19 protein-coding genes are annotated in these 22,888 nt (G+C 70.1%); all 19 read left to right on the top strand.

The features are described from left to right. Positions 1-143: 143 nt before the first annotated feature. The 19 genes from WC969_00285 to WC969_00195 all read left to right on the top strand — a co-directional run bounded on the left by WC969_00285 (position 144) and on the right by WC969_00195 (position 22,877). Positions 144-2,822, top strand: a complete 2,679-nt coding sequence (locus WC969_00285) for a PAS domain S-box protein (protein MFA6028264.1) — start codon at positions 144-146, stop codon at positions 2,820-2,822. Positions 2,823-2,868: 46 nt separating this feature from the next. Then, on the top strand, positions 2,869-4,260 hold the full coding sequence (gene hydA, locus WC969_00280; protein MFA6028263.1) for a dihydropyrimidinase: 1,392 nt from the start codon (positions 2,869-2,871) through the stop codon (positions 4,258-4,260). A gap of 94 nt (positions 4,261-4,354) precedes the next feature. Then, positions 4,355-6,985 carry a PAS domain S-box protein gene (locus WC969_00275; protein MFA6028262.1) on the top strand — a complete coding sequence of 877 codons (2,631 nt, stop codon included), beginning with the start codon at positions 4,355-4,357 and terminating at the stop codon, positions 6,983-6,985. A gap of 12 nt (positions 6,986-6,997) precedes the next feature. Continuing rightward, on the top strand, positions 6,998-7,639 hold the full coding sequence (locus tag WC969_00270; GenBank protein MFA6028261.1) for a hypothetical protein: 642 nt from the start codon (positions 6,998-7,000) through the stop codon (positions 7,637-7,639). Beyond that, on the top strand, positions 7,636-8,766 hold the full coding sequence (locus WC969_00265; GenBank protein MFA6028260.1) for a cytochrome c biogenesis protein ResB: 1,131 nt from the start codon (positions 7,636-7,638) through the stop codon (positions 8,764-8,766). The genes WC969_00270 and WC969_00265 overlap by 4 nt, the downstream gene beginning before the upstream one ends. Next, a complete protein-coding gene (ccsA, locus tag WC969_00260) occupies positions 8,763-10,664 on the top strand; it encodes a cytochrome c biogenesis protein CcsA (GenBank protein MFA6028259.1) in 1,902 nt (633 codons plus the stop codon). Before WC969_00265 ends, ccsA begins: the two co-directional genes overlap by 4 nt. Positions 10,665-10,718: 54 nt before the next feature. Further along, the gene (locus WC969_00255) at positions 10,719-11,063 is read left to right on the top strand and encodes a MerR family transcriptional regulator (protein MFA6028258.1); all 345 of its coding nucleotides are present in this window, start codon (positions 10,719-10,721) and stop codon (positions 11,061-11,063) included. Positions 11,064-11,147: 84 nt separating this feature from the next. Then, on the top strand, positions 11,148-11,315 hold the full coding sequence (locus tag WC969_00250) for a hypothetical protein (GenBank protein MFA6028257.1): 168 nt from the start codon (positions 11,148-11,150) through the stop codon (positions 11,313-11,315). Further along, positions 11,312-12,391, top strand: a complete 1,080-nt coding sequence (hemA, locus tag WC969_00245; protein ID MFA6028256.1) for a glutamyl-tRNA reductase — start codon at positions 11,312-11,314, stop codon at positions 12,389-12,391. Before WC969_00250 ends, hemA begins: the two co-directional genes overlap by 4 nt. Next, positions 12,363-13,274 carry a DmsE family decaheme c-type cytochrome gene (locus WC969_00240; GenBank protein MFA6028255.1) on the top strand — a complete coding sequence of 304 codons (912 nt, stop codon included), beginning with the start codon at positions 12,363-12,365 and terminating at the stop codon, positions 13,272-13,274. Before hemA ends, WC969_00240 begins: the two co-directional genes overlap by 29 nt. Positions 13,275-13,314: 40 nt before the next feature. Further along, positions 13,315-15,222: a hypothetical protein gene (locus WC969_00235; protein MFA6028254.1), complete on the top strand. Its 1,908-nt coding sequence runs from the start codon at positions 13,315-13,317 to the stop codon at positions 15,220-15,222. A gap of 274 nt (positions 15,223-15,496) precedes the next feature. Continuing rightward, positions 15,497-16,144 carry a c-type cytochrome gene (locus tag WC969_00230; protein MFA6028253.1) on the top strand — a complete coding sequence of 216 codons (648 nt, stop codon included), beginning with the start codon at positions 15,497-15,499 and terminating at the stop codon, positions 16,142-16,144. A 135-nt stretch (positions 16,145-16,279) separates the two neighbouring features. Further along, entirely contained in the window at positions 16,280-18,190 is a 1,911-nt protein-coding gene (locus WC969_00225) for a cytochrome c3 family protein (protein MFA6028252.1), read from the top strand. Between the two features lie 25 nt (positions 18,191-18,215). Further along, the gene (locus WC969_00220; GenBank protein ID MFA6028251.1) at positions 18,216-19,625 is read left to right on the top strand and encodes a HAMP domain-containing sensor histidine kinase; all 1,410 of its coding nucleotides are present in this window, start codon (positions 18,216-18,218) and stop codon (positions 19,623-19,625) included. Between the two features lie 88 nt (positions 19,626-19,713). Next, a complete protein-coding gene (locus tag WC969_00215) occupies positions 19,714-20,103 on the top strand; it encodes a response regulator (protein MFA6028250.1) in 390 nt (129 codons plus the stop codon). Beyond that, positions 20,100-20,639 carry a NapC/NirT family cytochrome c gene (locus WC969_00210; protein ID MFA6028249.1) on the top strand — a complete coding sequence of 180 codons (540 nt, stop codon included), beginning with the start codon at positions 20,100-20,102 and terminating at the stop codon, positions 20,637-20,639. The genes WC969_00215 and WC969_00210 overlap by 4 nt, the downstream gene beginning before the upstream one ends. Then, the gene (locus tag WC969_00205; protein MFA6028248.1) at positions 20,636-20,827 is read left to right on the top strand and encodes a hypothetical protein; all 192 of its coding nucleotides are present in this window, start codon (positions 20,636-20,638) and stop codon (positions 20,825-20,827) included. The genes WC969_00210 and WC969_00205 overlap by 4 nt, the downstream gene beginning before the upstream one ends. A gap of 41 nt (positions 20,828-20,868) precedes the next feature. After that, a complete protein-coding gene (locus WC969_00200) occupies positions 20,869-21,321 on the top strand; it encodes a cyclic nucleotide-binding domain-containing protein (protein ID MFA6028247.1) in 453 nt (150 codons plus the stop codon). A gap of 11 nt (positions 21,322-21,332) precedes the next feature. Then, entirely contained in the window at positions 21,333-22,877 is a 1,545-nt protein-coding gene (locus WC969_00195) for a hypothetical protein (protein MFA6028246.1), read from the top strand. Positions 22,878-22,888 lie beyond the last annotated feature (11 nt).

Here is a 22,888-nt window from a genome sequence, read left to right as displayed (position 1 = left end):
AAACAGAATAAATGGATAGATACTCTAGGTGTCGACGTTCCGGAAGCCGAGGGCCGTAGTACGCTGAGGCGCGCGAGCCGCGGGTCGGAGAGCGCCGGGCAAGCCAGACGGATCGACGGCTGATGTCGACGGGAAGACCACGCTTGCTCATCGCGCGTCCGAGTTCCGTGCCGGACCCCGCCGCCGGGAGCGCTCCCGAAGGCGCTTCGCGCCGTTCTTCCGCCGAAGCCCCTGTCCCGACGGCGTCCCGCCGTCCCTTCGCGCGGCTGCGCTTCACGACCGAGCTCCGCGTCCTGCTCGAGGCCGTCGGCGCGCTGGTCGCCGTCGAGTTCCTCCTTCTCGTCCTGACCGGGGGGAGGGCCGGCCTGGCGCGCAGCGCGGTCGTCACCGCCGCGACGGCCTTCCTGTGCGCGCCGTTCTTCTACGTCTGCATCGTTCGCGGCCGCTACCGCCAGCTCGTCGCCGAGACCCGACTGCGCAGGGATTTCCAGATGCAGAGCTTCCTGCGCGCGATCGAGGAGGCCTGCCGGGAGGATGAGCCGCTCACGGTGACCTTCGAGCGCGTGCTCGGGGTCTTCCTCTCCTCCCCCTGCGTGCCCCTGCTCCCGAAGGCGGCCGTGCTCGTCGCGAGGCCGGACCGCCGGGGCTTCGAGGTCGCGGCGCGCCAGGGCCTGGACCTCTCGACGGAGTCCTGCTGGGAGGACGGCGCGCGGAGCTGTCCGCTCGGAGCAGGGGCCTGCCCGTGCGTGCGGCCGGTGGCCGAGCTCCCGAGGGAATCCTTCCTGGCGAGCCCCGGGCGCTGCTGCATCCCCGTCGTCGGCGGAAAGAAGACCCTGGGCCTGCTGGCGCTGCGCGTCCCCGAAGGGCATGCGTGGAGCGAGGAGGAGCGCTTCTCTCTGCGTTCGGCGGCCGACCTTCTCGGCCGCCACCTGGCCCGCCGCGAGGCCTTCTCGGAGCTCGAACGCGTCGAGCGGCGCGACCGACGCATCGTCGAGGCGTCTCCGGAGGCGATCCTGCTCGCGGGGGCCGACGGGACGATCATCGACGTCAATCCCGGGGCGGTGCGCCTCTTCGGAGGGAGCCGGGAGGCCCTCTGGGGCCGCACGCTCTCCGAGCTCGTCGACGAGAAGGACGGCCCCGAGCTGCGCCGCTTCCTGCACGATGTCCTCGCGGGCACGGGAGGTCCGCGCCGCTCGCACTGGCGGCTGGGCCCGGCGGGAGGGCGGAGACACGTCGAGGCCTTCGGCGCGGTCCTCCTCGAGGAGGGAGGACCGAGGGTCGTCGTCTACGCCCTGGACGTCGGGGAGCGCTGCGACGCCGAGGAGGAGTGCCGCCGTTTCGCGGCGGCCGTCGAGCAAGCGGCCGAGGCCGTGGTCGTCGCCGACGCGGCCGGCGTGGTGCGGCACGTCAACCCCGCCTACACGGAGGTCACCGGCTACCCGGCGGCGGAGGTCGTCGGGGTCGGCGCCGAGGTCCTGCGCGGCCGCGACGTGGACATGGGCTTCTTCCGGACCCTGCGCAACGCCGTCAAGGCCGGGGCCTCCTCGAAGGGACGGATCATCAGCCGCCGCCGCGAAGGGACCTTCTACGAGGAGGAGGCCACGATCCATCCGGTCCGCGGCGCCTCCGGGGAGATCGTCAGCTACGTCGGCGTGCGCCGCGACGTGACGACGCAGGCCCGCCTCGAGGAGCGCCTGCGCCAGGCCGAGAAGATGGAGGGGGTGGGCATGCTGGCCGGCGGCGTGGCCCACGACTTCAACAACCTCCTCACCCTCATCATGGGCTACAACGCTCTCATCGCCGACGGCCTCGACAGCAAGAGCCCTCTCAACGCCTTCACGCGCTCCATCCGCAAGGCCGCCGAGGGGGCCGCCGCGATGACGAAGCAGCTGCTCGCCTTCAGCCGGCGCCAGGTCATCGCGCCGCGCGTGCTGGACCTCAACGCCGTCGTCACCGACGCCAGCCGCATGCTCCGCCGGCTCGTGCGCGAGAACATCACCTTCATCGAGGACCTCCAGCCGGGGCTCTGGAGCATCCGCGCCGACCCGGGGCAGGTCGACCAGGTCATCCTGAACCTCGTGGTCAACGCGAGGGACGCCATGCCCAAGGGCGGGAAGCTCACGATCGGCACGGCCAACGAGACGCTCCCGGCCGGGACGCGCCCGGACCCGCGCACGGGGCTCAACCCGGGAGACTACGTCGTGCTCACGGTGAGCGACACGGGGACCGGCATGGATGCCGCCGTGCGCGAGCGCATCTTCGAGCCCTTCTTCACGACCAAGGAGCTGGGGAAGGGCACCGGCCTGGGTCTGGCCACGGTCTACGGCATCGTCAAGCAGAACGCGGGGAGCGTCACGGTGCGCAGCGAGCCGGGGCGCGGCTCGAGCTTCGAGATCCGCCTGCCCCGGGTCGAGGGCGAGCCCGTTTCCCAGCGCGCGCGGCCCCCTGGCCGCTCGCACGGCGGGCACGAGACCCTCCTCGTCGTCGAGGACAGTCCGGAGCTGCGGCGGCTCATCGAGCGGACCCTCCGGGAGAGCGGCTACAAGGTCCTGCACGCCGAGAGCGCGGAGGAGGCGCTCGCGCTCTCCAAGGACTACTCCGGAGAGGTCCACCTCCTCCTCACCGACATCGTGCTCCCCGGCATGGGGGGCATGGAGCTCGTCCGCACCCTCTCCGACCTCCGCCCCGAGATGAAGGTCCTCTGCATGTCCGGCTACGCGTGGGCGAGTGGCCACGAGGCGCTGCCCTACAACGCGGTGCTCCTGCACAAGCCCTTCGACGGCGACACCCTCCTGCGCAACATCCGGCAGACCCTCGGATAGCCGGGAATCCCAGGACGGGGATTCCCGGGCGATGTATAATCCCCGTATGCGATTCGACCTCGTGGTGAAGGGCGGGACGATCCTGTCTCCGAAGGGCAAGGTGCGGGCGGACGTCGGCGTGCGCGGGGAGAAGGTCGCGGCGCTGGCCCCGCGGCTCGACGAACGCGGCGCGCGGACCGTCGACGCGAAGGGCTGCTTCGTGCTCCCCGGCGGGGTCGACGCGCACACCCATTTCGACCTCCCGTACCGGGGGACGACGACCGCCGACGACTTCGCGACGGGGACGCTCGCCGCGGCCATGGGGGGGACCACCACGGTCCTCGACTTCGCCACGCAGGAGCGCGGGGGCTCGATGCTCGACGCCCTCGACGAGTGGCACGGGAAGGCGAACGGGAAGTCGTTCACGGACTACGGCTTCCACATGGCCGTGACCGACCTCCCCGAGACCCGCCTGCGGGAGCTCGACGAGGTCGCGGCCGAGGGGTGCCCGAGCTTCAAGTTCTACATGGCCTACCCGGGCGTCCTCATGCTCGAGGACCGGCACATCTTCCGGGGGATGCTGCGCCTGCGCTCTCTGGGCGCGCTCGCGATGGTCCACGCGGAGAACGGCGGGCTCGTCGCCGAGCTCGTCGCGCGCGCCCGTGCCGAGGGGAAGACCGCTCCGCGCTGGCACGCGCGCACGCGGCCCATGGCGGCCGAGGCCGAGGCGGCGCACCGCGCCATCGCGCTCGCCGAGGCCGCGGACTGCCCGCTCTACGTCGTGCACGTCACCTGCGGGGCCTCCATGGAGGAGATCCGCCGCGCGCGCGAACGGGGCGCGAAGGTCTACGGGGAGACCTGCCCGCAGTACCTCTATCTCGACGACCGCCTCTACGGGCGCCCGGGCTTCGAGGGCGCCAAGTTCGTCATGTCCCCGCCGCTTCGGCCGCAGGGGGAGCGGCGCAGGCTCTGGGAGGCGCTGCGCCGGGGCTGGCTGCAGACGGTCGCCACCGACCACTGCTCGTTCAACTACGGGACCGGCCGGGGCGCCTCCAAGCGGCTCGGCCTCCGGGACTTCAGCCTCATCCCCAACGGCGCTCCGGGCGTCGAAGCGCGCCTGCTCCTGATGTGGGACGCCGTGGCCGGGGGGACGCTGAGCGCCGGGCGCTTCGTCGAGCTCGTCAGCGAGGCGCCGGCCCGCCTGCACGGGCTTTATCCGCGCAAGGGCTGCCTGAAGCCCGGCTCGGACGCGGACATCGTGGTGCTCGACCCGCGCCGCCGCCACCGCTTCCGCGCGAAGACGCATTTCGCGAACGTGGACTACGAGCCCTACGAGGGGCGGGCCGTGCGGGGCTCCGTGCGCGACGTGTTCCTGCGCGGACGGCCCCTCGTCGAGGGATTCAAGCCCGCCGGCGCCCCGCCGAGCGGGGTCTTCCTCAAGCGCAAAGCCGTCCACTGACCGGGATCCCCGGTCCGTTCAGGCACGCTGCTCCCGAAGGGGGGTGTGACTTGAGTATACTTGACTTTGAAAGTCATGTATATTATGCTATGAGGTGACCTCCCCACCCGCGATGGCTCCCCATCCCGCCGCGACGCCGCTGACGCCGGAAGCGCTCGCCCGCCGCATGGCCGCGCGGGTGATCGTGTTCCTCATCCTCGTCGAAGCGGCGGGTCTGTACCTTCTTCCCGTCATGGGCCACGCCGTCCACGGACCCGACTACGCCGACGCGCTCATCGAGACCGCGGCCGTCTCCGCGTTCCTCTATTACTGGCTCGTCCGCGAGGGGCGCAAGCGCCGCGAGGCCGAGGAGAACCTGCGCCGCGGGTATCAGGTCCAGCTCATCCTCAACGAGATCCTCGAGCATTCTCTTCGGGATGCGCCGCTGGAGGAGCTCCTCGAGTTCTCGGCGGACCGGCTGCTCTCCGTGCCCTGGATGCGCCTCGTCCCGAAGGTCGGGGTGTTCCTGACCTCGGAGGACGGACGCTCCCTGCGTCTGGTCGTCCACCGGGGCCTCGAGAGCGTGCTGGCGACCTGTTCGCGCGTCGAGTTCGGGAAGTGCCTCTGCGGCCGCGCGGCGGAGCGCGGCGAGCTCCTCTTCAAGCAGCACCTCGACGAAGGCCACGAGACTCGCTACGCGGGGATCGCGGACCACGGGCACTACTGCGTGCCCATCCGCTCGGAAGGAAGGACCCTCGGGCTCATCGTCCTCTATGCCGCGGCCGGGCACGAGGCGCGAAGGGAGGAGACGGTCTTCCTCGAGTCGCTGGGCAGCACCCTCGCGGGGATCATCGAGCGCAAGCGCGCCCGCGCGGCGGCGGGGGAGAGCGAGCGCCGCTTCGGGGCGCTCATCGCCAACGCGCTCGACCTCATCACCGTGCTCGACGACAAGGGGGTCGCGACCTTCGTCTCTCCCTCCATCCGGGCCATCCTGGGCTACTCCCCCGAGGAGTACGTCGGGCGAGACGCGTTCTCCTTCGTGCACGAGGAGGACCGGCCCGCCGCGCAGGAAGCCTTCGGGCGAGCCCTCGCGCAGCCGGGCTCCAAGCAGTCGGCCGAGTTCCGCTACCGCCGCAAGGACGGCTCCTGGGTCTACCTGCAGTCCTTCGGCAGCGCGCTCCAGCTCCCGGAGGGGCGCCGGGTCATCGTCAACTCGCGCGACCTCACCGAGCGCCGCCGCGTCGAGCAGGAGCTCACGCGCCTGGCCACGGCCATCGAACAGACGGGGGAGTCGGTGGTGATCACGGACGCCGAAGGGCGCATCGAGTACGTGAATCCCGCTTTCCTCCGGGCGAGCGGCTACTCGCGCGAGGAGGCCCTCGGCCGCAACCCGCGCTTCCTCAAGAGCGGGAAGCACGACGACGCCTTCTACCGCGGGCTCTGGGAGACGGTCTCGGCGGGGAAGGTCTGGAGGGGCCGCATCACCAACCGGCGCAAAGACGGCGCGCTCTACGAGGACGACACGGTGATCTCCCCCGTGCGCGACGCCGAGGGTCGGCTCACCCACTTCGTCGCGGTGCGCCGCGACGTCTCCGAGAGCGTGCGCCTCGAGGAGCAGCTGCGCCAGTCCCAGAAGATGGAGTCGCTCGGCCTGCTCGCCGGAGGGGTCGCCCACGACTTCAACAACATGCTCACCCTCATCATGGGCTACAACGAGTACATCGCCGACGCGCTCGGCCCCGAACACGCGCTGCTGCCCTTCGCGCGCTCCGTCCGCAAGGCCGCCGACGGCGCCGCCGCGATGACGCGCCAGCTCCTCGCCTTCAGCCGGCGGCGGGTGCTCGCGCCGCGGGTCTTCGACCTCAACGCCGCGGTCGCCGAGACCGGCCGCATGCTGCGCCGCCTCGTGGGGGAGAGCATCGACTTCCGCATCGACCTGCACTCGGAGCTCTGCCCGGTGAAGGCCGACCCCGGCCAGCTCGACCAGATCGTCCTGAACCTCGTCGTCAACGCCCGCGACGCGATGCCCGGGGGCGGCCGCCTCGAGGTCGAGACCGCGGGGGTCGTGCTTCCCGACGACGACTCCCGCGCGGGCTCCTCCCTGCCCCCCGGACGCTACGTCCGGCTCTCCGTGCGCGACACCGGCACGGGGATGGACCCGGCCGTGCGGGAGCGCATCTTCGAGCCGTTCTACACGACGAAGGCCCCGGGCAAGGGGACGGGGCTCGGCCTCTCCACGGTCTACGGCATCGTGCGCCAGAGCAGCGGACACATCGACGTCGAGAGCGTCCTCGGGAAGGGGACGACCTTCCGCGTCTATCTTCCGCGCGCCGAGGAGCCCATCGAGACGCTCCCGGCGCGTCCGGGGGGGGACGGACGCAGCGGCGGGGAGACGATCCTCCTCGTCGAGGACGACGGCGACCTCCGCGAGCTCGTCGAGAAGACCCTGCGGCGCTACGGCTACCGCGTCTTCGCCGCCGGGGACGGCCCGGCCGCGCTCGACGCCGCCCGCCGTCACCCCGGCGAGATCCATCTCCTGCTCGCGGACGTGCTGCTGCCCGGCATGAGCGGCATCGAGCTCTCCCGCCGCTTCCCCGCGGTGAGCCCGGCGACGAAGGTCCTGTTCGTGTCGGGGTTCGCGAACACCGGCGTCTGGGAGCTCCTCCCGCGCGGCGCGCGACTGCTCGACAAGCCGTTCACCGGCGACAAGCTCGTCGAGAGCGTCCGACGGGCGCTCGATTCTTGATATGATGCGCCCGTGAAGAGACTCCTGCCTCTCGTCTTCCCTCTGCTCTTCGCCGCCTGCCGGGGCGAGGGCGTCAGCGAATACCAGGAGCCCAAGGACTCCTCCTCGGCCGTCGACGCGGCCCGGGCCGGGCGCGCGCAGAGCGGCCCCGCGCACGCTCCCGGCCAAGACTCCCGGCGCTCCTCTCTCGAATGGACGGACCCGGCCGGCTGGACGCGCGCGCCCGCCGACGGCTTCCGCCTGGCGAGCTACCGCGTGAAGGGCGCCGACGGCGAGGCCGAGCTCTCGGTCGTCGTCCTCCCCGGCGAGGCCGGCGGCGTCCTCGCAAACGTCGAGCGCTGGCGCGGCCAGCTCGGACTGCCGCCGCTCGGGAGCGCGGCGGCGCTGGCCGCCTCCTCGCAGAAGGTCTCCACGAAGGCCGGCGAGGCGATCTTCGTCGACCTCCAGGGGCCGCGCGCTCGCACCGCGGGGGGCCCCTCGATACCCCCGAATGCGGCGCGAGAGGAGAACGGACCGCGCGCTCGCATGCTCGGAGCCGTCCTCCCGCGTCCAGGAGAGACGTGGTTCCTCAAGATGACGGGGCCCGAGGGGGCCGTCGGCGAGGCGCGGGCGGCCTACCTGGCCCTCCTCTCCGGGATGAGGCCCGCGCGATGACGAGGAAGGTCCTGCGCGCCGTCTCCGACATGCGGGTCACGATGGCCTGCACCCTGCTGCTCATGGTCGTCGTGCTCTTCTGCACCTTCGCCCAGACCCGGGTCGGCGTCTACGCGGCGGTCTCCGAGAACATCCGCTCGTTCTTCATCTGGTGGAGCCCGCACGGCACCGGTTTCCGGATCCCGGTGTTCCCCGGCGGCGCCCTCATCGGCGTGGTCTACCTCGCGAACCTGCTCGCGAGCTTCTTCGTCCGACTTCCGCTGGAGCCGCGGCGCTCCGGGCTCTGGCTCGTGCACCTCGGCATCGCCCTGCTGGTCGCCGGCGAGTTCGTGGCCGGAGCCTTCTCGGTCGAGGCGCGCATGGCGCTGCGCGTCGGCGAGACCCGGGCGTACGCCGAGGCCGACCGGCGCAGCGAGCTCGCGGTGCTCGATTCCTCCGACCCCGCCTTCGACCGCGTCCTCGCCTTCGACGAAGCCCTCCTCGCGCGCGGCGGCGAGCTCCGCCGCGCGCGCTGGCCGTTCTCGCTGCGCGTCCTGCGCTGGGAGCCGAACGCGGGCCTCGAGCCTTTCTTCACCGGCGTCCTGTCCCCGGCCGTGACCCAGGGGAAGGGCCGGACCCTCGCCGTCCGCCCTCTGCCGCGCGCCCGCTCCGACGAAGCCTCCGACGAGCCCGCCGCCTGGGTGGAGGTCCTCTCCGGGGGGCGGTCCCTCGGCGTCTGGCTCCTCTCCCGCGGTCTGGAGGAGCAGTCCTTCTCCGTCGAGGGCCGCGACTACCGCTTCCTCCTCCGGGAGAAGCGGCTCGCGCTGCCGTTCTCGCTCACTCTGCTCGAGTTCCGGCGCGAGACGTATCCCGGCAGCGACATCCCGAAGAGCTTCGCGAGCTCCCTGCGCCTTCACGACCCGGGCGAGGGCGCCGACCGCGACGCGCTCGTCTCCATGAACAACCCTCTGCGCCACCGGGGCCTCTCCTTCTATCAGGCGAGCTACGGCGAGGAGGACCGGCTCTCGGTGCTCCAGGTCGTCCGGAATCCGGGGCGGCTCCTCCCGTACCTCGCCTGCGTCCTGGCCGGTTTCGGGCTCCTGCTCCACTTCGGCTGGCTGCTCCTCTTCCCGCGGAGGGCCGCATGAAGCTTCCCCGCGCGCAGGTCTCCTGGCTGGTCCCCGCGTTCTGCGCGCTCTGGCTCGCGGCGTCCCTGGCGCCGGAGCGCCCGCGCGGAGGCTTCGACCTCGCGGAGGTCGGCCGCCTGGGCGTCCTCCACGAGGGGCGCGTGAAGCCGCTCGACACCGTGGCCCGCTCCGCGCTGCTCATGCTGAGGGGGAAGCAGACCTTCCATGACGGGACGCGGAGGGAGTCGGCGCTCGAGTGGCTGCTCGACGTCATGGCGCGGCCCGCGCGCGCCGACGCGCAGGCCGTCTTCGTCGTCGACGACCCCGACGTGCTGGGCATGCTGGACCTCGAACCCCAAGGCCGCTACTACTCCTACGCCCAGCTGCGTCCCGGCGAGGGCCTCGTCGCCGCGCAGGCCGAGCGCGTCGAGCCCGTGGAGCCCGGGCGCCGCTCGCGCTTCCAGTCCGCGGTCCTCGCGCTCGACCAGCGCCTGCGCCTCTACCGCGGCCTTCAGAACACCCTTCTGCCGGCCGGGACCGAGGATTTCCCGCGCGAGCTCGCGGCGTGGAGCCGGGACCTCTCCGCGGCCCGCGGCGTCATGGCCGCGCATCGGAGCGGCCGGGACCTCGGGCGGCGCGCCATGGAGCCCATCGCCCGCCGCTTCGGGACCTTCCAGCTCCTCGAGCAGTCCGCCGTCTTCAGGCCCCTCCCTCCCGAACCGGGGGAGGGGGCAGGGGCCTGGAAGAGCTTCGGAGAGGCGCTGCTGGGATCTTTCGAGACCGGGAGACTCCCGGAGGGAGTCCCCGCATACGCGGAGCTGCTCCAGGCCTGGCGTGCGCGCGACGCCGGCGCCTTCGCCGGGGCGTTGAAGGTCCTTCCTCGCGCGTCCTCGGAGGCGTCGCTCGGGGCCGGAAGGGAGGCGGCGTTCAACCGCTGGGAGCCCTTCTATAAGGGGATGGTCCTCTATGTGCTCGCGCTCCTGCTCGCCTGCGCCTCCTGGCTCCTCTGGCACGAGGAGCTCCGGCGCGCCGCGTGGTGGACGCTCCTGCTCGCCCTCGGCGTGCACACGGCCGGGCTGCTCTTCCGCGTCCTCATCCAGGGGCGGCCGCCCGTCACCAACCTCTACTCCTCCGCGGTCTTCGTCGGCTGGGGCGCGGCCGCGGCGGGCGCCGTCCTGGAACGCCTGCACCGTCGGGGCGCGGCGGCCGCCGTCTCGGCCGCGATCGGCTTCGTCACCCTTCTCGTCGCCCATCACCTGGCGGCCGGAGGGGACACGATGGAGGCGATGCGCGCGGTGTTGGACTCGAACTTCTGGCTGGCGACCCACGTGGTGACGATCACCATCGGCTACAGCGGGAATTACCTCGCCGGCCTGCTCGCCCACGTCTTCATCCTGCGCGGACTCCTCGACCGCTCCTTCGGCGACGAAGACGCCCGCGCGCTCGCGCGCATGACCTACGGCACGATCTGCTTCTCCCTCTTCTTCACCTTCCTCGGCACCGTCCTCGGCGGGATCTGGGCCGACCAGAGCTGGGGCCGCTTCTGGGGCTGGGACCCCAAGGAGAACGGCGCCCTTCTGCTCGTGCTCTGGGGGGCGTTCATCCTGCACGCCCGCAGCGCCGGGACCGTGAGGGCCCGCACCCTGGGGACCCTGTCGATACCCCAGAGTGCGGCGCGAGCGGAGTACGGACTGCGCGCGCGCGGCATGATGGTCTGCGCCGTGCTCGGGGTCGTTCTGACGAGCTTCTCCTGGTTCGGCGTGAACATGCTCGGGGTCGGCCTGCACTCCTACGGCTTCATGGAGCGGGCCTTCCTCTGGCTCGCGGGCTTCTCCGCGCTCGAGTTCGCGGTGGCCGCCGCGGGTCTCCTGCCTTCCGGGAGCTGGCGTTCCCGGTCCGCGTTCCATCAGGAAGCGTAGCCCGGAGCCCCGTCCACTTGTAAGCGCTATTTCCATATAGTATGCTTGCTGTGCATGAAGGAACCTTCCTGCAAGGCCTCTCCCTGCGCGGACGACACCGGCAGCGAGCCGGTCTACACCATCGGCATCGCCGCGCGCATGCTCAAGGTCTGTCCCGCCACCCTGCGCATCTGGGAGCGGAAAGGACTGGTCAAGCCCTCACGCCTGGGCAAGAACCGCTTCTACTCCAATCGTGACGTCGAGCGTCTTCGGATGATCCGCTACCTCATTCAGGAAAAGGGGCTGAACATCGAGGGCGTCAAGGCTGTTCTCGAGATGAAGCACTGCTGGGAGATCCGCAAGTGTTCTTCATCCGACCGGGCGCACTGTCCGGTGTATCAGCAAGTCGCGAGCGCTTGACCCTTCCCCGCGGACCTGTCAATCCGATTACAAATCACTTGCATTTTGGAATTGACCTGGCCTATAATTACAATTGATATGCCAATGAGCGCGGATCACAAGGCCCCGGCTGTTCATGGATTTAATCGAACTTCCCTCGGCCGCGGAGCCTTCTCCGTCGGTCCGTGCACCTGGATGACGCTCGGGCGTCCGGCGGCCGTCATCTCCACGCTCGGCGAAGGCCGGATCCAGTGGAGGAGCTCCTCCCGGTGAGCGCGGAACCCCTCTTCGTCGTCGGTCTGAGCTACTTGAGCGCGCACGCGGGCGACCGCGAGCGCGCCGCGGTCCCCGCCGCGGAGCTCTCCGCCGCGCTCGAGGCCCTGCGCGGCCTCGCCCTGCGCGAGACCGTCGTGCTCTCCACCTGCAGCCGCGTCGAGGTCTACGGCCTCGGCGCCGACGCCGGCGCGGCCGGGCGCGTGCGGGAATGGTTCCGCGCGCGCGTGGGAGAGAAGATCGCCTCGATGCTCTACGAGAAGCGAGGCGACGAGGCCGTCGCCCACCTCTTCCGCGTCGCCGCCGGCCTCGACTCCTGGATCGTGGGGGAGACGGAGATCCTCGCGCAGGTGAAGACGGCCTACCAGTCCGCCTTCGCGCTGAAGGCGACCGGCCCCGTCCTCAACCGCGTCTTCCAGACCGCGCTGAGCGCCGGCAAGGCCGTGCGCGCGGGGACCGGCATCCAGAACGGCATCCACTCCATCGGCGGCGCCGCCGCCCTGCTCGTCAGCCGCATCTTCAAAGGCGGCACCGACGGGGAGACCCTCGTCTTCGGCGCCGGCCAGGCGGCCGAGGCCGTCGTTCGGCACCTCTCGGCGAAGGAGTTCAAGCGGGTCTCCGTCGCGAACCGCACCCTCGAGAAGGCGGAGGCGCTCGCCGCCGAGCTCGGCGGGACCGCGGTCTGCTTCGACGAGGGCTTCCGCCTCCTCGAGCGCGTCGAAGCCGTCGTCTTCTCGGTCTCCACCCCCGAACCCCTGCTCGACGCCGAGCGGCTCGCTCCCCTGCTCGCGAAGCGCGAGCGGCCCCTTTTCATCGTCGACCTCGGACTGCCGCGCAACGTCCACGCGCGCTGCTCCGAGCTGCCGGGCGTCTACCTGTACGACCTCGACCACCTCGAAGGGGTGGTTCGCGAGAGCATGGAGCGCAAGGCCGCCGAGAAGGGCCGCGCCGAAGTCCTCGCCGCCGCCGCCGTCGAGAAGTGCGTCGCCGAACTGGAGAAGGCGGACCGCGCGTCCGCCTCCCGCCGCCGGACCCAGGAGAAGAAAGATGAGCCCCAAGAAACCGTTCTCGCCTGAGCGCCTCCTCGCGGCCTTCGCCGCGGCGCTGTGCCTCTCGGGCTATGCGTACGCCGCGGAAGTCGCCAAGGCCGAGGCGCCGAAGAGCGCGCCCGCGGCCAAGTCCGATCTCGTCGGCTCCGAGGCCTGCCTCGCCTGCCACGCGGACCGCGCGGAGTACAAGAAGACGACGCACGGCAAGGCCTGGGCCTCCGTCAAGAAGATCGGCTCCGAGCAGGCCTGCGAGACCTGCCACGGCGCCGGCTCCCAGCACGCCGCCGCCGCCGGCGACCGGAACAACCCCGGCTTCTCCACCATCAAGAGCGGCAAGGAGCTCGCCGCCGACGACGGGAGCTGCCTCTCCTGCCACAAGCAGAAGAACCTCATGATGTGGGGCACGAGCGCGCACAAGCAGAACGGCGTCTCCTGCGCGAAGTGCCACAGCATGCACGACGGCGAGGGCCGCAAGATGCTCGCCAAGGGCGCGACCGAAGGCTGCGTGAAATGCCACGCGAAGCAGCGCGCCGACATGCGCCTCCCTTCCCACCACCCGGTGCCGGAGGGCAAGATGTCCTGCACCTCCTGCCACAACCCGCACGGCGGCATCGAGGGGAACCTCAAGGCCGACTCGGGCGAGGAGCTCTGCGCGAAGTGCCACTCCGAGAAGGTCGGTCCCTTCGCGTTCCCGCACGCGCCGATCGAGGAAGGCTGCGGCAGCTGCCACGTCGTGCACGGCTCGGTCAACGAGCGGCTCCTCAAGCAGCAGCAGCAGTATCTCTGCGTGGGCTGCCACGTGAAGGTGCACTCCCAGACCACGAAGGACCGCATCCTGGGCAAGTCCCGCTGCACGGACTGCCATCAGGAGATCCACGGTTCCGACCGGTCCGCGACCTTCAAGCACTGAGGCTACGATGCGATCCCATAAACACCGCGAGGGGACTCATATGACCCGATGGATGATGGCCGTCCTGATGCTGGCCGGCTCGCTCCCGGCGTACGCCGCGGAGAAGTCCTACGAGGCGTCGGCCTCCGTGCGCTACGTCGACCTGGATTCCAAGGGGAACAAGGGCGGGGCGATGGAGTACGACGGGAAGATCTACAAGGGCGTGCACGGCGACGTCGGGGTCTCCAACGAGGGCCCGAACGGCCTCTTCGACTTCCAGGCCCGCGACCTCGGGAGCAACGAGGAATCGGCCGACCTCGAGCTGTCGTACAAGTCCAACCTCCAGGTCCGCGCGAAGCTCGACACCCTGCATCACCGCCAGAACTTCATCCGCTCGGGGATGATCATGGACGGGTACTGGCAGCCGATGCCCGTCAAGTACGGCGTCTCGATCTCCACGGGCGACGAGCTCCTCTTCCGGCGGACGGAAGGAGAGGTCGGAGTGAACTGGCGCGGCGCCGAGGACACCGCGAACTGGATCTCGCTCGACTACTGGGCCGTCGAGAAGAAGGGCGGCCGCGCGGTCCGTTCGACCTCGAACATGGTCAACGCCGGCAACGTGAGCAACGTGAAGCAGGACCTCACTCTCGGAGTCGGTCTCGCCGCCGGAGACGACGGCGCCGTGAGCGTGGACCTCGTCCACAGCTCCTTCCAGGACGAGGGCTCCACCGCCCCGTGGCGTCAAGACGCGCTCGCGATCGTGCCCCTGCCGCGCCAGGAGATGAACGCGGCGGAATTCAAGTTCCGCTATAACGCGGGCAAGGCCTTCTCCCTGACGGGGGCGTTCACGGGCCGCCGGCGCGAGAATCTGGACACGACCTACAAGACCGACACCGTCGTGGCCGCCCTCAACGCGGCCTACCGGGCCAGCGAGAAGCTCTCGCTGCTCGCGCGGCTCTACCTGCGCGCCTATCAGGTCGACGAGTCCCACAACTACCGCGGTCCGACGACGACGCTCCGATTCGGGAACTACAATCAGATGGACAAGACCTCCGTGCGCGGCGAGTTCTCCGCGAGCTATCGCCCCGTCGAGCCGGTCAGCGTCAAGGCGGGGTACAAGGCGGAGATGAGCCATCGGCGCGACGCGCCGACGCTGGCCCTTCCGGCCCAGTACCGCTACTACGCGGACGGGACGGTCTTCTCCTACGGCGGCTACAGCTCGAGCGTCGCCCCGGAGGACGTCAAGCACACCGGCTCCCTGGGCCTGAAGGCGGAACTGCCCTTCGGCATCGAGGCCGAGGCCGACTACAAGAAGCTCCAGGCCAACCGCTCCTCGCTCGGCAACACGGCGAACCGCCGCGACGACGTCAACGGCTCGCTCACCGTCCCCCTGCCCCTGCGCACGGAGCTCACGCTCGTGAGCGGCTACGTGCAGGAGACCGGGAACCAGGCCCCGTGGAACCACCGCCTCAACGAGAACACCTATCGCGGCTCCCTGGACTGGGACGCCAGCAACCAGGTCTTCCTCGGCATCGACGGCTCCTATGAGACCATCCGCTACTTCACCGACGGCTGGATCGGCGAGGGCGGGACCACCGCGGCGGCCGGCACCGCAGCCGCCGCCTGGCACGAGTCCGGCATGAAGAACCATCAGAAGAACACGGCGGCCGGGGTCCATGGACGGATCGTCCTCCCCAAGGGCTTCGTGGTCTCGGGCAACGGCTCCTACGTCTGGGCCATGCTCAGCACGCCGATGCACTGGAACTCCGGCGTGGGCATCGTCGGCGACGACACGCCCAACGACACCCGCATCGCCCGCGGGACCCTCGCGCTGGAGTACACCCCCGAGAAGTTCAAGAACATCACCGCCCGGGGGAGCTACAGCATCGAGGACTGGCACGACATGACGGACTCGAACAACAACGGCCGCGCGAGCGTCGGGCAGCTCGGCGTGACGGCGAAGTTTTAGTACATTGGTGTTCCTCACTGCCCTCCCCTGCGGGGGAGGGGCAGGGGAGAGGGGGAACATCCGTTAGAACGGCGATTCTCCCTCCTCCGGCCTCCCCCCGTGGGGGGGACGGTGAAGGAAGAAGTCGTCTGGAGGTTGGAGAGGAGAAGACGCGGATACTCCCCCACCCAGCCCTCGCCGCCGCGGCCTCGGCCGCGCCGGGAGCGAGCGCAGTAGGGAAGCTGATAGCTCGCACTCCCGAAGGGGAGGGAGTCAAGGAAAAGGAGGACGCTCCATGCGCACCCTGGCACTCGTACTGCTCGCATCGCTCACCGCACCCGCTTTCGCCGCCGACGCGGCCAACGGCAAGAAGCTCTTCGACGCCAAGTGCGCCACCTGCCACGGCAAGGACGGCAAGGGCAGCCCGGCGATGCAGAAGATGCTCAAGGTGGGCGCCGCCGCCCTCGACGTGACCAAGGCGAAGGACTTCGCCGCGGTGACGGAGAACGGCCGGGGCAAGATGCCCGCGTACAAGGGGAAGCTGAGCTCCGCCGAGATCGCCGACCTCCAGGCCCACATCGGGCCGAAGACGGCCCCCAAGGCCGAGGCGAAGGCCCCGGAAGCGGCGGCCGACAGCGCGCCCGCGGCGGTCCCCGCCGCCGGAAGCGGCGAAGGCAAGAAGCTCTACGACGCCAAGTGCGCGTCCTGCCACGGCAAGGACGGCAAGGGCAGCGCCGCGATGGCCAAGGTCCTGAAGACGGACGCCGCGGGACTCGACATGCTGGACGCGGCCTCTTTGGGCGAGAAGGACGAGCAGTGGCTCGAGGTGACGAAGAAGGGGGCCGGGAAGATGCCGGCCTACGGCGCCAAACTCTCCGACGCCGAGATCATGGGCATCCTCAGCCACGTCCGCGGCCTCGCGCCCAAGACGGAAGGGAAGTAACGAGACGGCCGGCGGGCGCGAGAGCTTCCCCGGAAGGGCCCGGGGTGCCTCCTTAGACGCGTCCGCCGGCCGCCTCCCCTGAGCCGGGGAACGCTCACGCGTTCCCCGGAACGTTTTAGTAGGATACGAGGGGACATGACGAGCATCATGCGCGGACGATTGCCGGCGGCGCTCCTTCTTTCGGTCATCCTGTCCGTGCCCGCCGGCGCCGTCTCGCCGGAGGCCGAGGGCTGCCTCGCCTGCCACAACGACCCTTCGATCGCCCGCAAGCCCGAGTTGGGACGCCTCGACGCCTCCGCCCACGGCAAGCTGGAGTGCACGGCCTGTCACGCCGACGCCTCCGAGGCCCCGCACCCGAAGCGTCCCCAGGCCGTGAACTGCGGGAAGTGCCACAAGGAGCCCGCCGCGGGCCTGCGCTCGACTCATCACGGCCAGCAGAAGCTGGGCCAGGGGCACACCCTCCAGCAGGTCTGCTCGATCTGCCACGAGAAGGAACCCCACGGCATCCTCCCCATCGCCGACCCGAAGTCGCGCATGGCGCGGGCCAACGAGCCCGAGACCTGCGCCTCGTGCCACGGGGGGGAGAACCCCGTCGTCCTCGACGAGCGCGGGCGCTCCCGCGTCGACACCTACAAGCACACCGTGCACGGGGAGGCCCAGCGCGCCGGGGTGACGGGGGCGGCCACCTGCTCGGACTGCCACGGCGAGCACGCCATCCGTCACTCGAACGACCCCGCTTCGCGCGTCTCCGCGCGCAACGTGCCCGATACCTGCGGGAAGTGCCACAAGGACGAGAAGAAGGCCTTCCTCTCCAGCGTCCACGGAGCCAACCTGCTCAGGGGCGTGCGCGACGTCCCCAGCTGCACCGACTGCCACGGCGAGCACATGGTCCGCCGGCCGGGACAGGCGGGCGCTCAGGCCTCGGTGACGGGGACCTGCTCCTCCTGCCACGCTTCCGAGCGCATCTCCTCCAAGTTCGGCCTGGCCGCCGACCGGGTGAGCACCTTCATGACTTCCTATCACGGCCTGGCCTCGAAGCTCGGCAACACCGAGGTGGCCGACTGCTCCTCCTGCCACGGCTGGCACGACGTGCTGCCCTCGCGCGACCCGGCTTCCCGGATCAATCCCAGGAACCTCGCCAGGACCTGCGGCGCCTGCCATCCCGGCGCGGGGGCCCGCCTGGCCGCGCTGAAGGTCCACGAGACCCTCGCGGGCACCGGCGACGCGAGTCCCGCCGCGAACCTCGTGCGCTCCTTCTACATGCTGATGATCCCGCTGGTGCTGCTCGGCATGTTCTTCCACAACCTCATCGATTTCCGGCGCAAGGCGCTCGCGAAGAAGCCGCTCGTGCCGCTGCGCGACGAAGAGGAGGTCATGCTGAACCTCGACGAGAGGGTCCAGCATCTGCTCCTCACCGGCTCCTTCACGCTCCTCGCCTACACCGGCTTCGCGCTCAAGTTCCCGGACGCCTGGTGGGCGCAGCCCTTCGTCCACTTCGGCGGCGACCACGCGCGCCTCATCGCCCATCGGGGCATGGCCCTGCTCTTCGTCGCGCTCGGGGTGTACCATGCCGGCTACCTGAGCCTGCGCAAGGCCGGCCGGGCCCGCCTGCTCGCGCTGCTCCCGGTCGGGCGCGACCTCCTCGACCCGGTGCGCCTCATCGCCTTCAACCTCGGGGTGCTCAAGGAACAGCCGAGGCTCCCGCGCTTCTCCTACATCGAGAAGTCGGAGTACTGGGCGCTGGTCTGGGGCTCGCTGGTCATGGTGGCGACCGGGGCCCTGCTCATCTCCCACGACTTCGTGCTCGCGCACTTCCCGCTCTGGGTGCTCGACGTCTGCCGCGTCGCGCACTACCTCGAGGCCGTGCTCGCCTGCGCCGCCATCTTCGTCTGGCACGCCTACTGGACGGTCTTCGACCCCGAGATCTACCCGATGAACTGGGCCTGGATCACGGGGAAGGTCCACCGCCATCCACCGGATGAGCCGCACCCGGCGCCGGTCGCGCCCGCCCCGAAGAACGACGGGGACGCAGCGAAGAAGGATTAGCCCCCCACGGGGGGCTGGAGCAGTGATGGACGCGTTCGCCGATACGCTCGCCGCCCGGCTCGACCGCGCTCCCGCCGCCCTCAAGGAGGGCCTGCGCGAGCGGGAGGTCAACCGCCGCCTGTTGTGGTTCCTCCTCCTGCGCGCCGCCGTCGCCTCCGCCTTGACGGGGGTCGCCCTCTTCAAGGGCCTCCTCTTCCCCGAACTCCAGGTCCCCGCCGGAGGCCTGTTCGCCTGCGCGCTCATCCTGCTCGGCGCCGACGGGCTCTTCTGGCTCCATTACCGGTCCTCGGTGGGCGAGGGGCCCCAGTCCTTCCTGCTCAAGGCCGAACGCAACCTCCAGGCCCAGATCGTGCTCGACTTCCTCGTCCTGGCCTACCTGGTGTTCGAATGCGGCGGCATCGAGTCGCCGCTCGCCTACTTCTTCCTCTTCCACAACGCGCTCTCCTGCCTTTTCTTCCGCAGACGCGTGAGTCTCGCCCACACCCTCCTCTCCATCTCCATCCTCGTCGCGCTCGAGGCGCTGCGCCGCGCGGGCGCCGTCCCCGAGCGCCACTTCATCGCCGTCGCCTCCTGGCCGACCCCCGCCGTCCCGTCCCGGGTGAGCGCCTACTACCTCTCCGGGCTCTCGTTCTTCTACCTCGCCGCCTGGTACCTGGTCTCGACGATCACCGAGCGCCTGCGCCTGCGCGAACATCAGCTCGAGGAGAAGATCGATGAGCTGCTCGAGGTCGACCGTACGAAGACCCGCTACATGCTCGTCACGACGCACGAGCTCAAGGCCCCGTTCGCGGCCATCCAGAGCTACGCGGAGGTCCTCCTCGACGGCTATGCCGGCGAGCTCTCGCCCAAGGCGCGCGAGATCCTGGAGCGCGTCCAGGTCCGCTGCCAGAAGCTCCTCGGCATGCTCAAGGACATGATCCGTCTCTCGAACATCACGACGACGAAGGAGCGCCGAGGAGCCCTCGCGACCGGGCTCATCGACCTCGGCCTCGTCGGGCGCGAGGCGGTCGAGCCCTTCCGCGAGAGCGCCGCCCGCAAGGGGATCTCCTTCGACTTCTCCCGACTCGAGGGGGGGCGCCATCTCATCGAGGGCAACCTCGAGCAGATCCAGATCCTGCTGAGCAACATCGTCGGCAACGCGGTCTCCTACTCCCACTCCGGGACCACGGTGCGCCTGTGGGCGGAGCACTCCTCCGGCGCCGAGGAACTCTGCGTCGCCAACCGCGGCCTCGTCGTGCGCCCGGAGCACGCCGAGAAGGTCTTCCTCGAGTACTTCCGCTCGGAGGAGGCGGTGAAGGCGAACCCGAACGGCACCGGACTCGGGCTCGCCATCGCGCGCCAGATCATCGGCGTGCACCGGGGCCGCATCGGGATGGAGACCGACGAGAAGGGGGAGACCGTCGTCCGGATGCGTTTCCCGAGGACGTTCCTGTAGGATAGCGGAGGCCCCCTCACCCCCCGACCCCCTCTCCCGCGCGGCGGGAGAGGGGGGGCGGGCGGGAGAGGGGGCAAAGGAGAGTGCGATGGCCAAGAAGATCTTCATCATCGACGACGACCGCGACATGGTGGACGCCCTGACCCTGGTGCTGGAGAAGCACGGCTACGCCGTGGACTCCACGCTCGAGGCGCGCGGGGCCGTCGAAAAGGCGCGCCAGGCGAAGCCCGACGCGATCATCCTCGACGTCATGTTCCCCGAGGACCCCTCGCAGGGCTTCGAGCTCGCCCGCGAGCTGCACGGCGACGAGGCCGTGGGGAAGATCCCCGTCCTCATCCTCTCGGCGGTCAACGACCGCTCCAAACTCGGCTTCTCGGACCAGGACCGCGACGAGGACTGGCTGCCGGTGTTCCGCTTCATCGAGAAGCCGGTCTCCCCGGCGAAGCTCGTGGCGCACGTGCGGGAGGCCCTCAAGTGAGCGAAGAGAACGACGATAAGAACCGGCGGGGCCGCGCGGAGCTGTGGCTGCAGGCGCTGCTCATGCTCGGGGTGGTCGCCGTTCCGGGGCTGCTGGCCCTGCTGACGGCCGGCCTGTCCTTCGAGCGCGCCAAGACGGTGGAGTTCTGCTCCTCCTGCCACGTCATGGGGCCTTTCGTGCAGGGCGTCGAGGACACGAAGAGCGACCTGCTCTCGGCGAAGCACTTCCAGCGCCACTGGATCAACCACAACAACTGCTACACCTGCCACACGAACTACGACTTCTTCGGGCCGGTGGACGCGAAGATCCGGGGCCTGCGCCATCTCTATTCCAACTTCACGGGCTTCAAGAAGCGTCCCAGGCTCTTCAAGCCCTTCCCGAACGGGAACTGCCTGCAGTGCCACGGGAACACCCGCAAGTACCGCGAGAGCCCGGCGCACGAGCCGATGCTCGAGCAGCTCGGCAAGGACGAGATGAAGTGCATCGAGTGCCACGGCCCGGTCCATCCGCAGGGCGAGACGGGAGGCAAGTCATGAACCGCTACGCCAAGATCGCGGTCGCCTGCGTCCTCGCGATGATCGTGACCGCCGTGCCCTGTCTCATCAAGACGACGCCCGTGACGATGACGCTCTTCTTCTTCCTCGGCCTGCCGCTGATGGGCCTGGGGCTTCTGAGCTACCTGGCGTCCGTGGCGGAGTTCATCCGTCAGCACTGGACTTGGTAGGGTTCGTTCTTCCTTAAAAATCGTAAGCTACGCTCCGTCCCATGGAAAAGCTCCCCATGACGCAGGACGGCGCCGTGCAGTTCACCCGGATGGTGCGCAAGATCCGGCTCTTCTCCGACATGCAGATGGCGCTCCTGGAGAAGATCCTGGCCTGGGTGTGCCTCTACCGCTGCGAGAAGGGCGAGAAGATCTGCCGTCAGGGCGAGCTCGGGGACTCGTTCTTCGTGGTCAGCACGGGGAGCGTGAGCGTCTCCGTGAAGAAGGGGCTCTTCTTCTCCACGCAGGTCGCCGTCCTGCGCTCAGGCGACTGCTTCGGCGAGATGTCCCTGCTGGGACGCGCGCCCAGGAACGCCACCGTGACCTGCGAGGAGGAATCCCGGGTCTTCGTGCTGCTCTCGGAGAACTTCAACGACATCCTGAAGAGCAACCCGGCCTTCGCGGAAGAGATCAAGAAGCTCGCGCGGCAGCGGGAGTTCGAGGACGGGAAGCTCTGACTCCCGGCACCGTGACGTCGATGGAGAGCCCCGAGCGCAGCCGTGCCTCCTGCGTCGCCGTGCTGGTCGGGGCGCACGCCGCCGCCTACGGCGTCTTCGCCTTCCGCCTGGGCTTCTACCATGACGACTGGGCGATCCTGGGACTGCTGCACGGCGCGGGCTTCTGGGGCGGGGTCCAGGCGTTCGCGGCGTCCAACTTCTATTGGGCGCGGCCGATGCAGATGCTGCAGTTCCCGGCCCTCTTCGCGCTCGGGGGCATGCATCCCTGGTTCTACCAGCTCGTCCTCCTGCTCCTGAGTTCCGTTGAATCGTGCCTCCTGTTCCTCCTGCTGGAGCGGCTGACGCGCTCCAGGCGCCTGGCCCTCACGGCGGCGGCGCTGAGCGCGCTCTACCCGGGCGCGTTCATCGAGCACATCTGGCTCTCCAACTCCTCTCAGGTCCTGACCAACGTCCTCTCGCTGGCCGCGATGCTCCTGCATCTGGATTGGATCGAGACGGGCGCCCGCCGGCGCCTGGTCCTGGGACAGGGCCTCTATCTCCTCGGAGGGCTCTTCTACGAGTCCTGCTTCTTCGCGCCGCTGCTGCTGGCGGGAGGGCTGTCGGCCGCGAGGGTCCGCGATGGCTGGAGCTGGCGCAGGGCCTTGGCGCGGACGGCTCTCGAGATGCTGCCTTTCGGCCTGACGCTCGCGGCCGTCGTCGGCTGGCAATGGGCGGGCGTCCGGCTCGTGCCCGGAGGCTGCAACCCGAAGTCGGCGGAATGGTCCTTCTCCTGGACTCATTTCCTCCGCGCCTACGGCGCCGGCTTCGAGTGCCTGACCAACCGCGTCGTGCATGCGGCCGCGCTCACTCTGCGCGGGGCCTGTCGCGAGTTCGGGCTCGGGCGATGGCTGGCCTGGGGTGCCGCGTCCGCCGCGCTCTGGGCCGCGCTCGTCGATGGGAGCGTCGGGGGAGACGCTCCGGCGAAGATGAGGACCGCCGCGGGCGCGGGGCTCGGAGCGTTCGTGGGCGGGTATCTTCCGTATGCGGTGCACTCCGCCTATCTGCCGCAGATGTTCGGGATCATGTCGCGCACCAACGGCTGCGGCGCCTGGGCGGCGGGGATCCTGCTCGCGTGCCTCCTCCACGCGCTGAGGCGCGCCGGGGGCACGGGCTTCCGGCGCTGGTCCGGTGCGGCGCTGGCCCTGGTGCTCGGGGCGTTCCTATGGACCGACTGGCAGTTCGCCCGGCAGTGGGCGGAGGCCTGGCGCATCCAGCGCGAAGTCCTGGCCGAGTGCGTGCGAAGGGCGCCCGCCCTGCCTCAAGGGTCGACCGTTCTGCTCGCCGACTTCGACCACGTCCACGGCTGGGCGATCGTCTTCGACGCGCCCTACGAATTCCGGAACGCGCTGAGGATCTCGACCGGGAGGAAGGACCTCGTGGGCCGGCTGGCCGGCACGGAGGAGGAGAAGCCTCCGGCGGGCTCGTCGGCGGCGGTCCGCCCCGGCTATGTCTTCCGATACGCCGCGGGGGAGTTCAGCGAGCTTCCGCCGGGACGGGGTCTGAAGCCGGCGCCCTAGCCGCCCCAGAA

The sequence above is a fragment of the Elusimicrobiota bacterium genome (assembly GCA_041660925.1).
In the GTDB taxonomy this organism is placed as follows: Bacteria; Elusimicrobiota; Elusimicrobia; order UBA1565; family UBA1565; genus JBAZUV01.
Note: the sequence above shows the minus strand (reverse complement) of the source record. Positions and strands in the feature narration are given on the sequence as shown.

Excerpts from the sequence above, each read along its gene's own strand:
- hydA (MFA6028263.1), top strand. The coding sequence starts at position 2,869 with ATGCGATTCGACCTCGTGGTGAAGGGCGGGACGATCCTGTCTCCGAAG.
- WC969_00265 (MFA6028260.1), top strand. The coding sequence starts at position 7,636 with ATGACGAGGAAGGTCCTGCGCGCCGTCTCCGACATGCGGGTCACGATG.
- ccsA (MFA6028259.1), top strand. The coding sequence starts at position 8,763 with ATGAAGCTTCCCCGCGCGCAGGTCTCCTGGCTGGTCCCCGCGTTCTGC.
- WC969_00255 (MFA6028258.1), top strand. The coding sequence starts at position 10,719 with ATGAAGGAACCTTCCTGCAAGGCCTCTCCCTGCGCGGACGACACCGGC.
- WC969_00250 (MFA6028257.1), top strand. The coding sequence starts at position 11,148 with ATGAGCGCGGATCACAAGGCCCCGGCTGTTCATGGATTTAATCGAACT.
- WC969_00240 (MFA6028255.1), top strand. The coding sequence starts at position 12,363 with ATGAGCCCCAAGAAACCGTTCTCGCCTGAGCGCCTCCTCGCGGCCTTC.
- WC969_00235 (MFA6028254.1), top strand. The coding sequence starts at position 13,315 with ATGACCCGATGGATGATGGCCGTCCTGATGCTGGCCGGCTCGCTCCCG.
- WC969_00230 (MFA6028253.1), top strand. The coding sequence starts at position 15,497 with ATGCGCACCCTGGCACTCGTACTGCTCGCATCGCTCACCGCACCCGCT.
- WC969_00225 (MFA6028252.1), top strand. The coding sequence starts at position 16,280 with ATGACGAGCATCATGCGCGGACGATTGCCGGCGGCGCTCCTTCTTTCG.
- WC969_00220 (MFA6028251.1), top strand. The coding sequence starts at position 18,216 with ATGGACGCGTTCGCCGATACGCTCGCCGCCCGGCTCGACCGCGCTCCC.
- WC969_00215 (MFA6028250.1), top strand. The coding sequence starts at position 19,714 with ATGGCCAAGAAGATCTTCATCATCGACGACGACCGCGACATGGTGGAC.
- WC969_00205 (MFA6028248.1), top strand. The coding sequence starts at position 20,636 with ATGAACCGCTACGCCAAGATCGCGGTCGCCTGCGTCCTCGCGATGATC.
- WC969_00200 (MFA6028247.1), top strand. The coding sequence starts at position 20,869 with ATGGAAAAGCTCCCCATGACGCAGGACGGCGCCGTGCAGTTCACCCGG.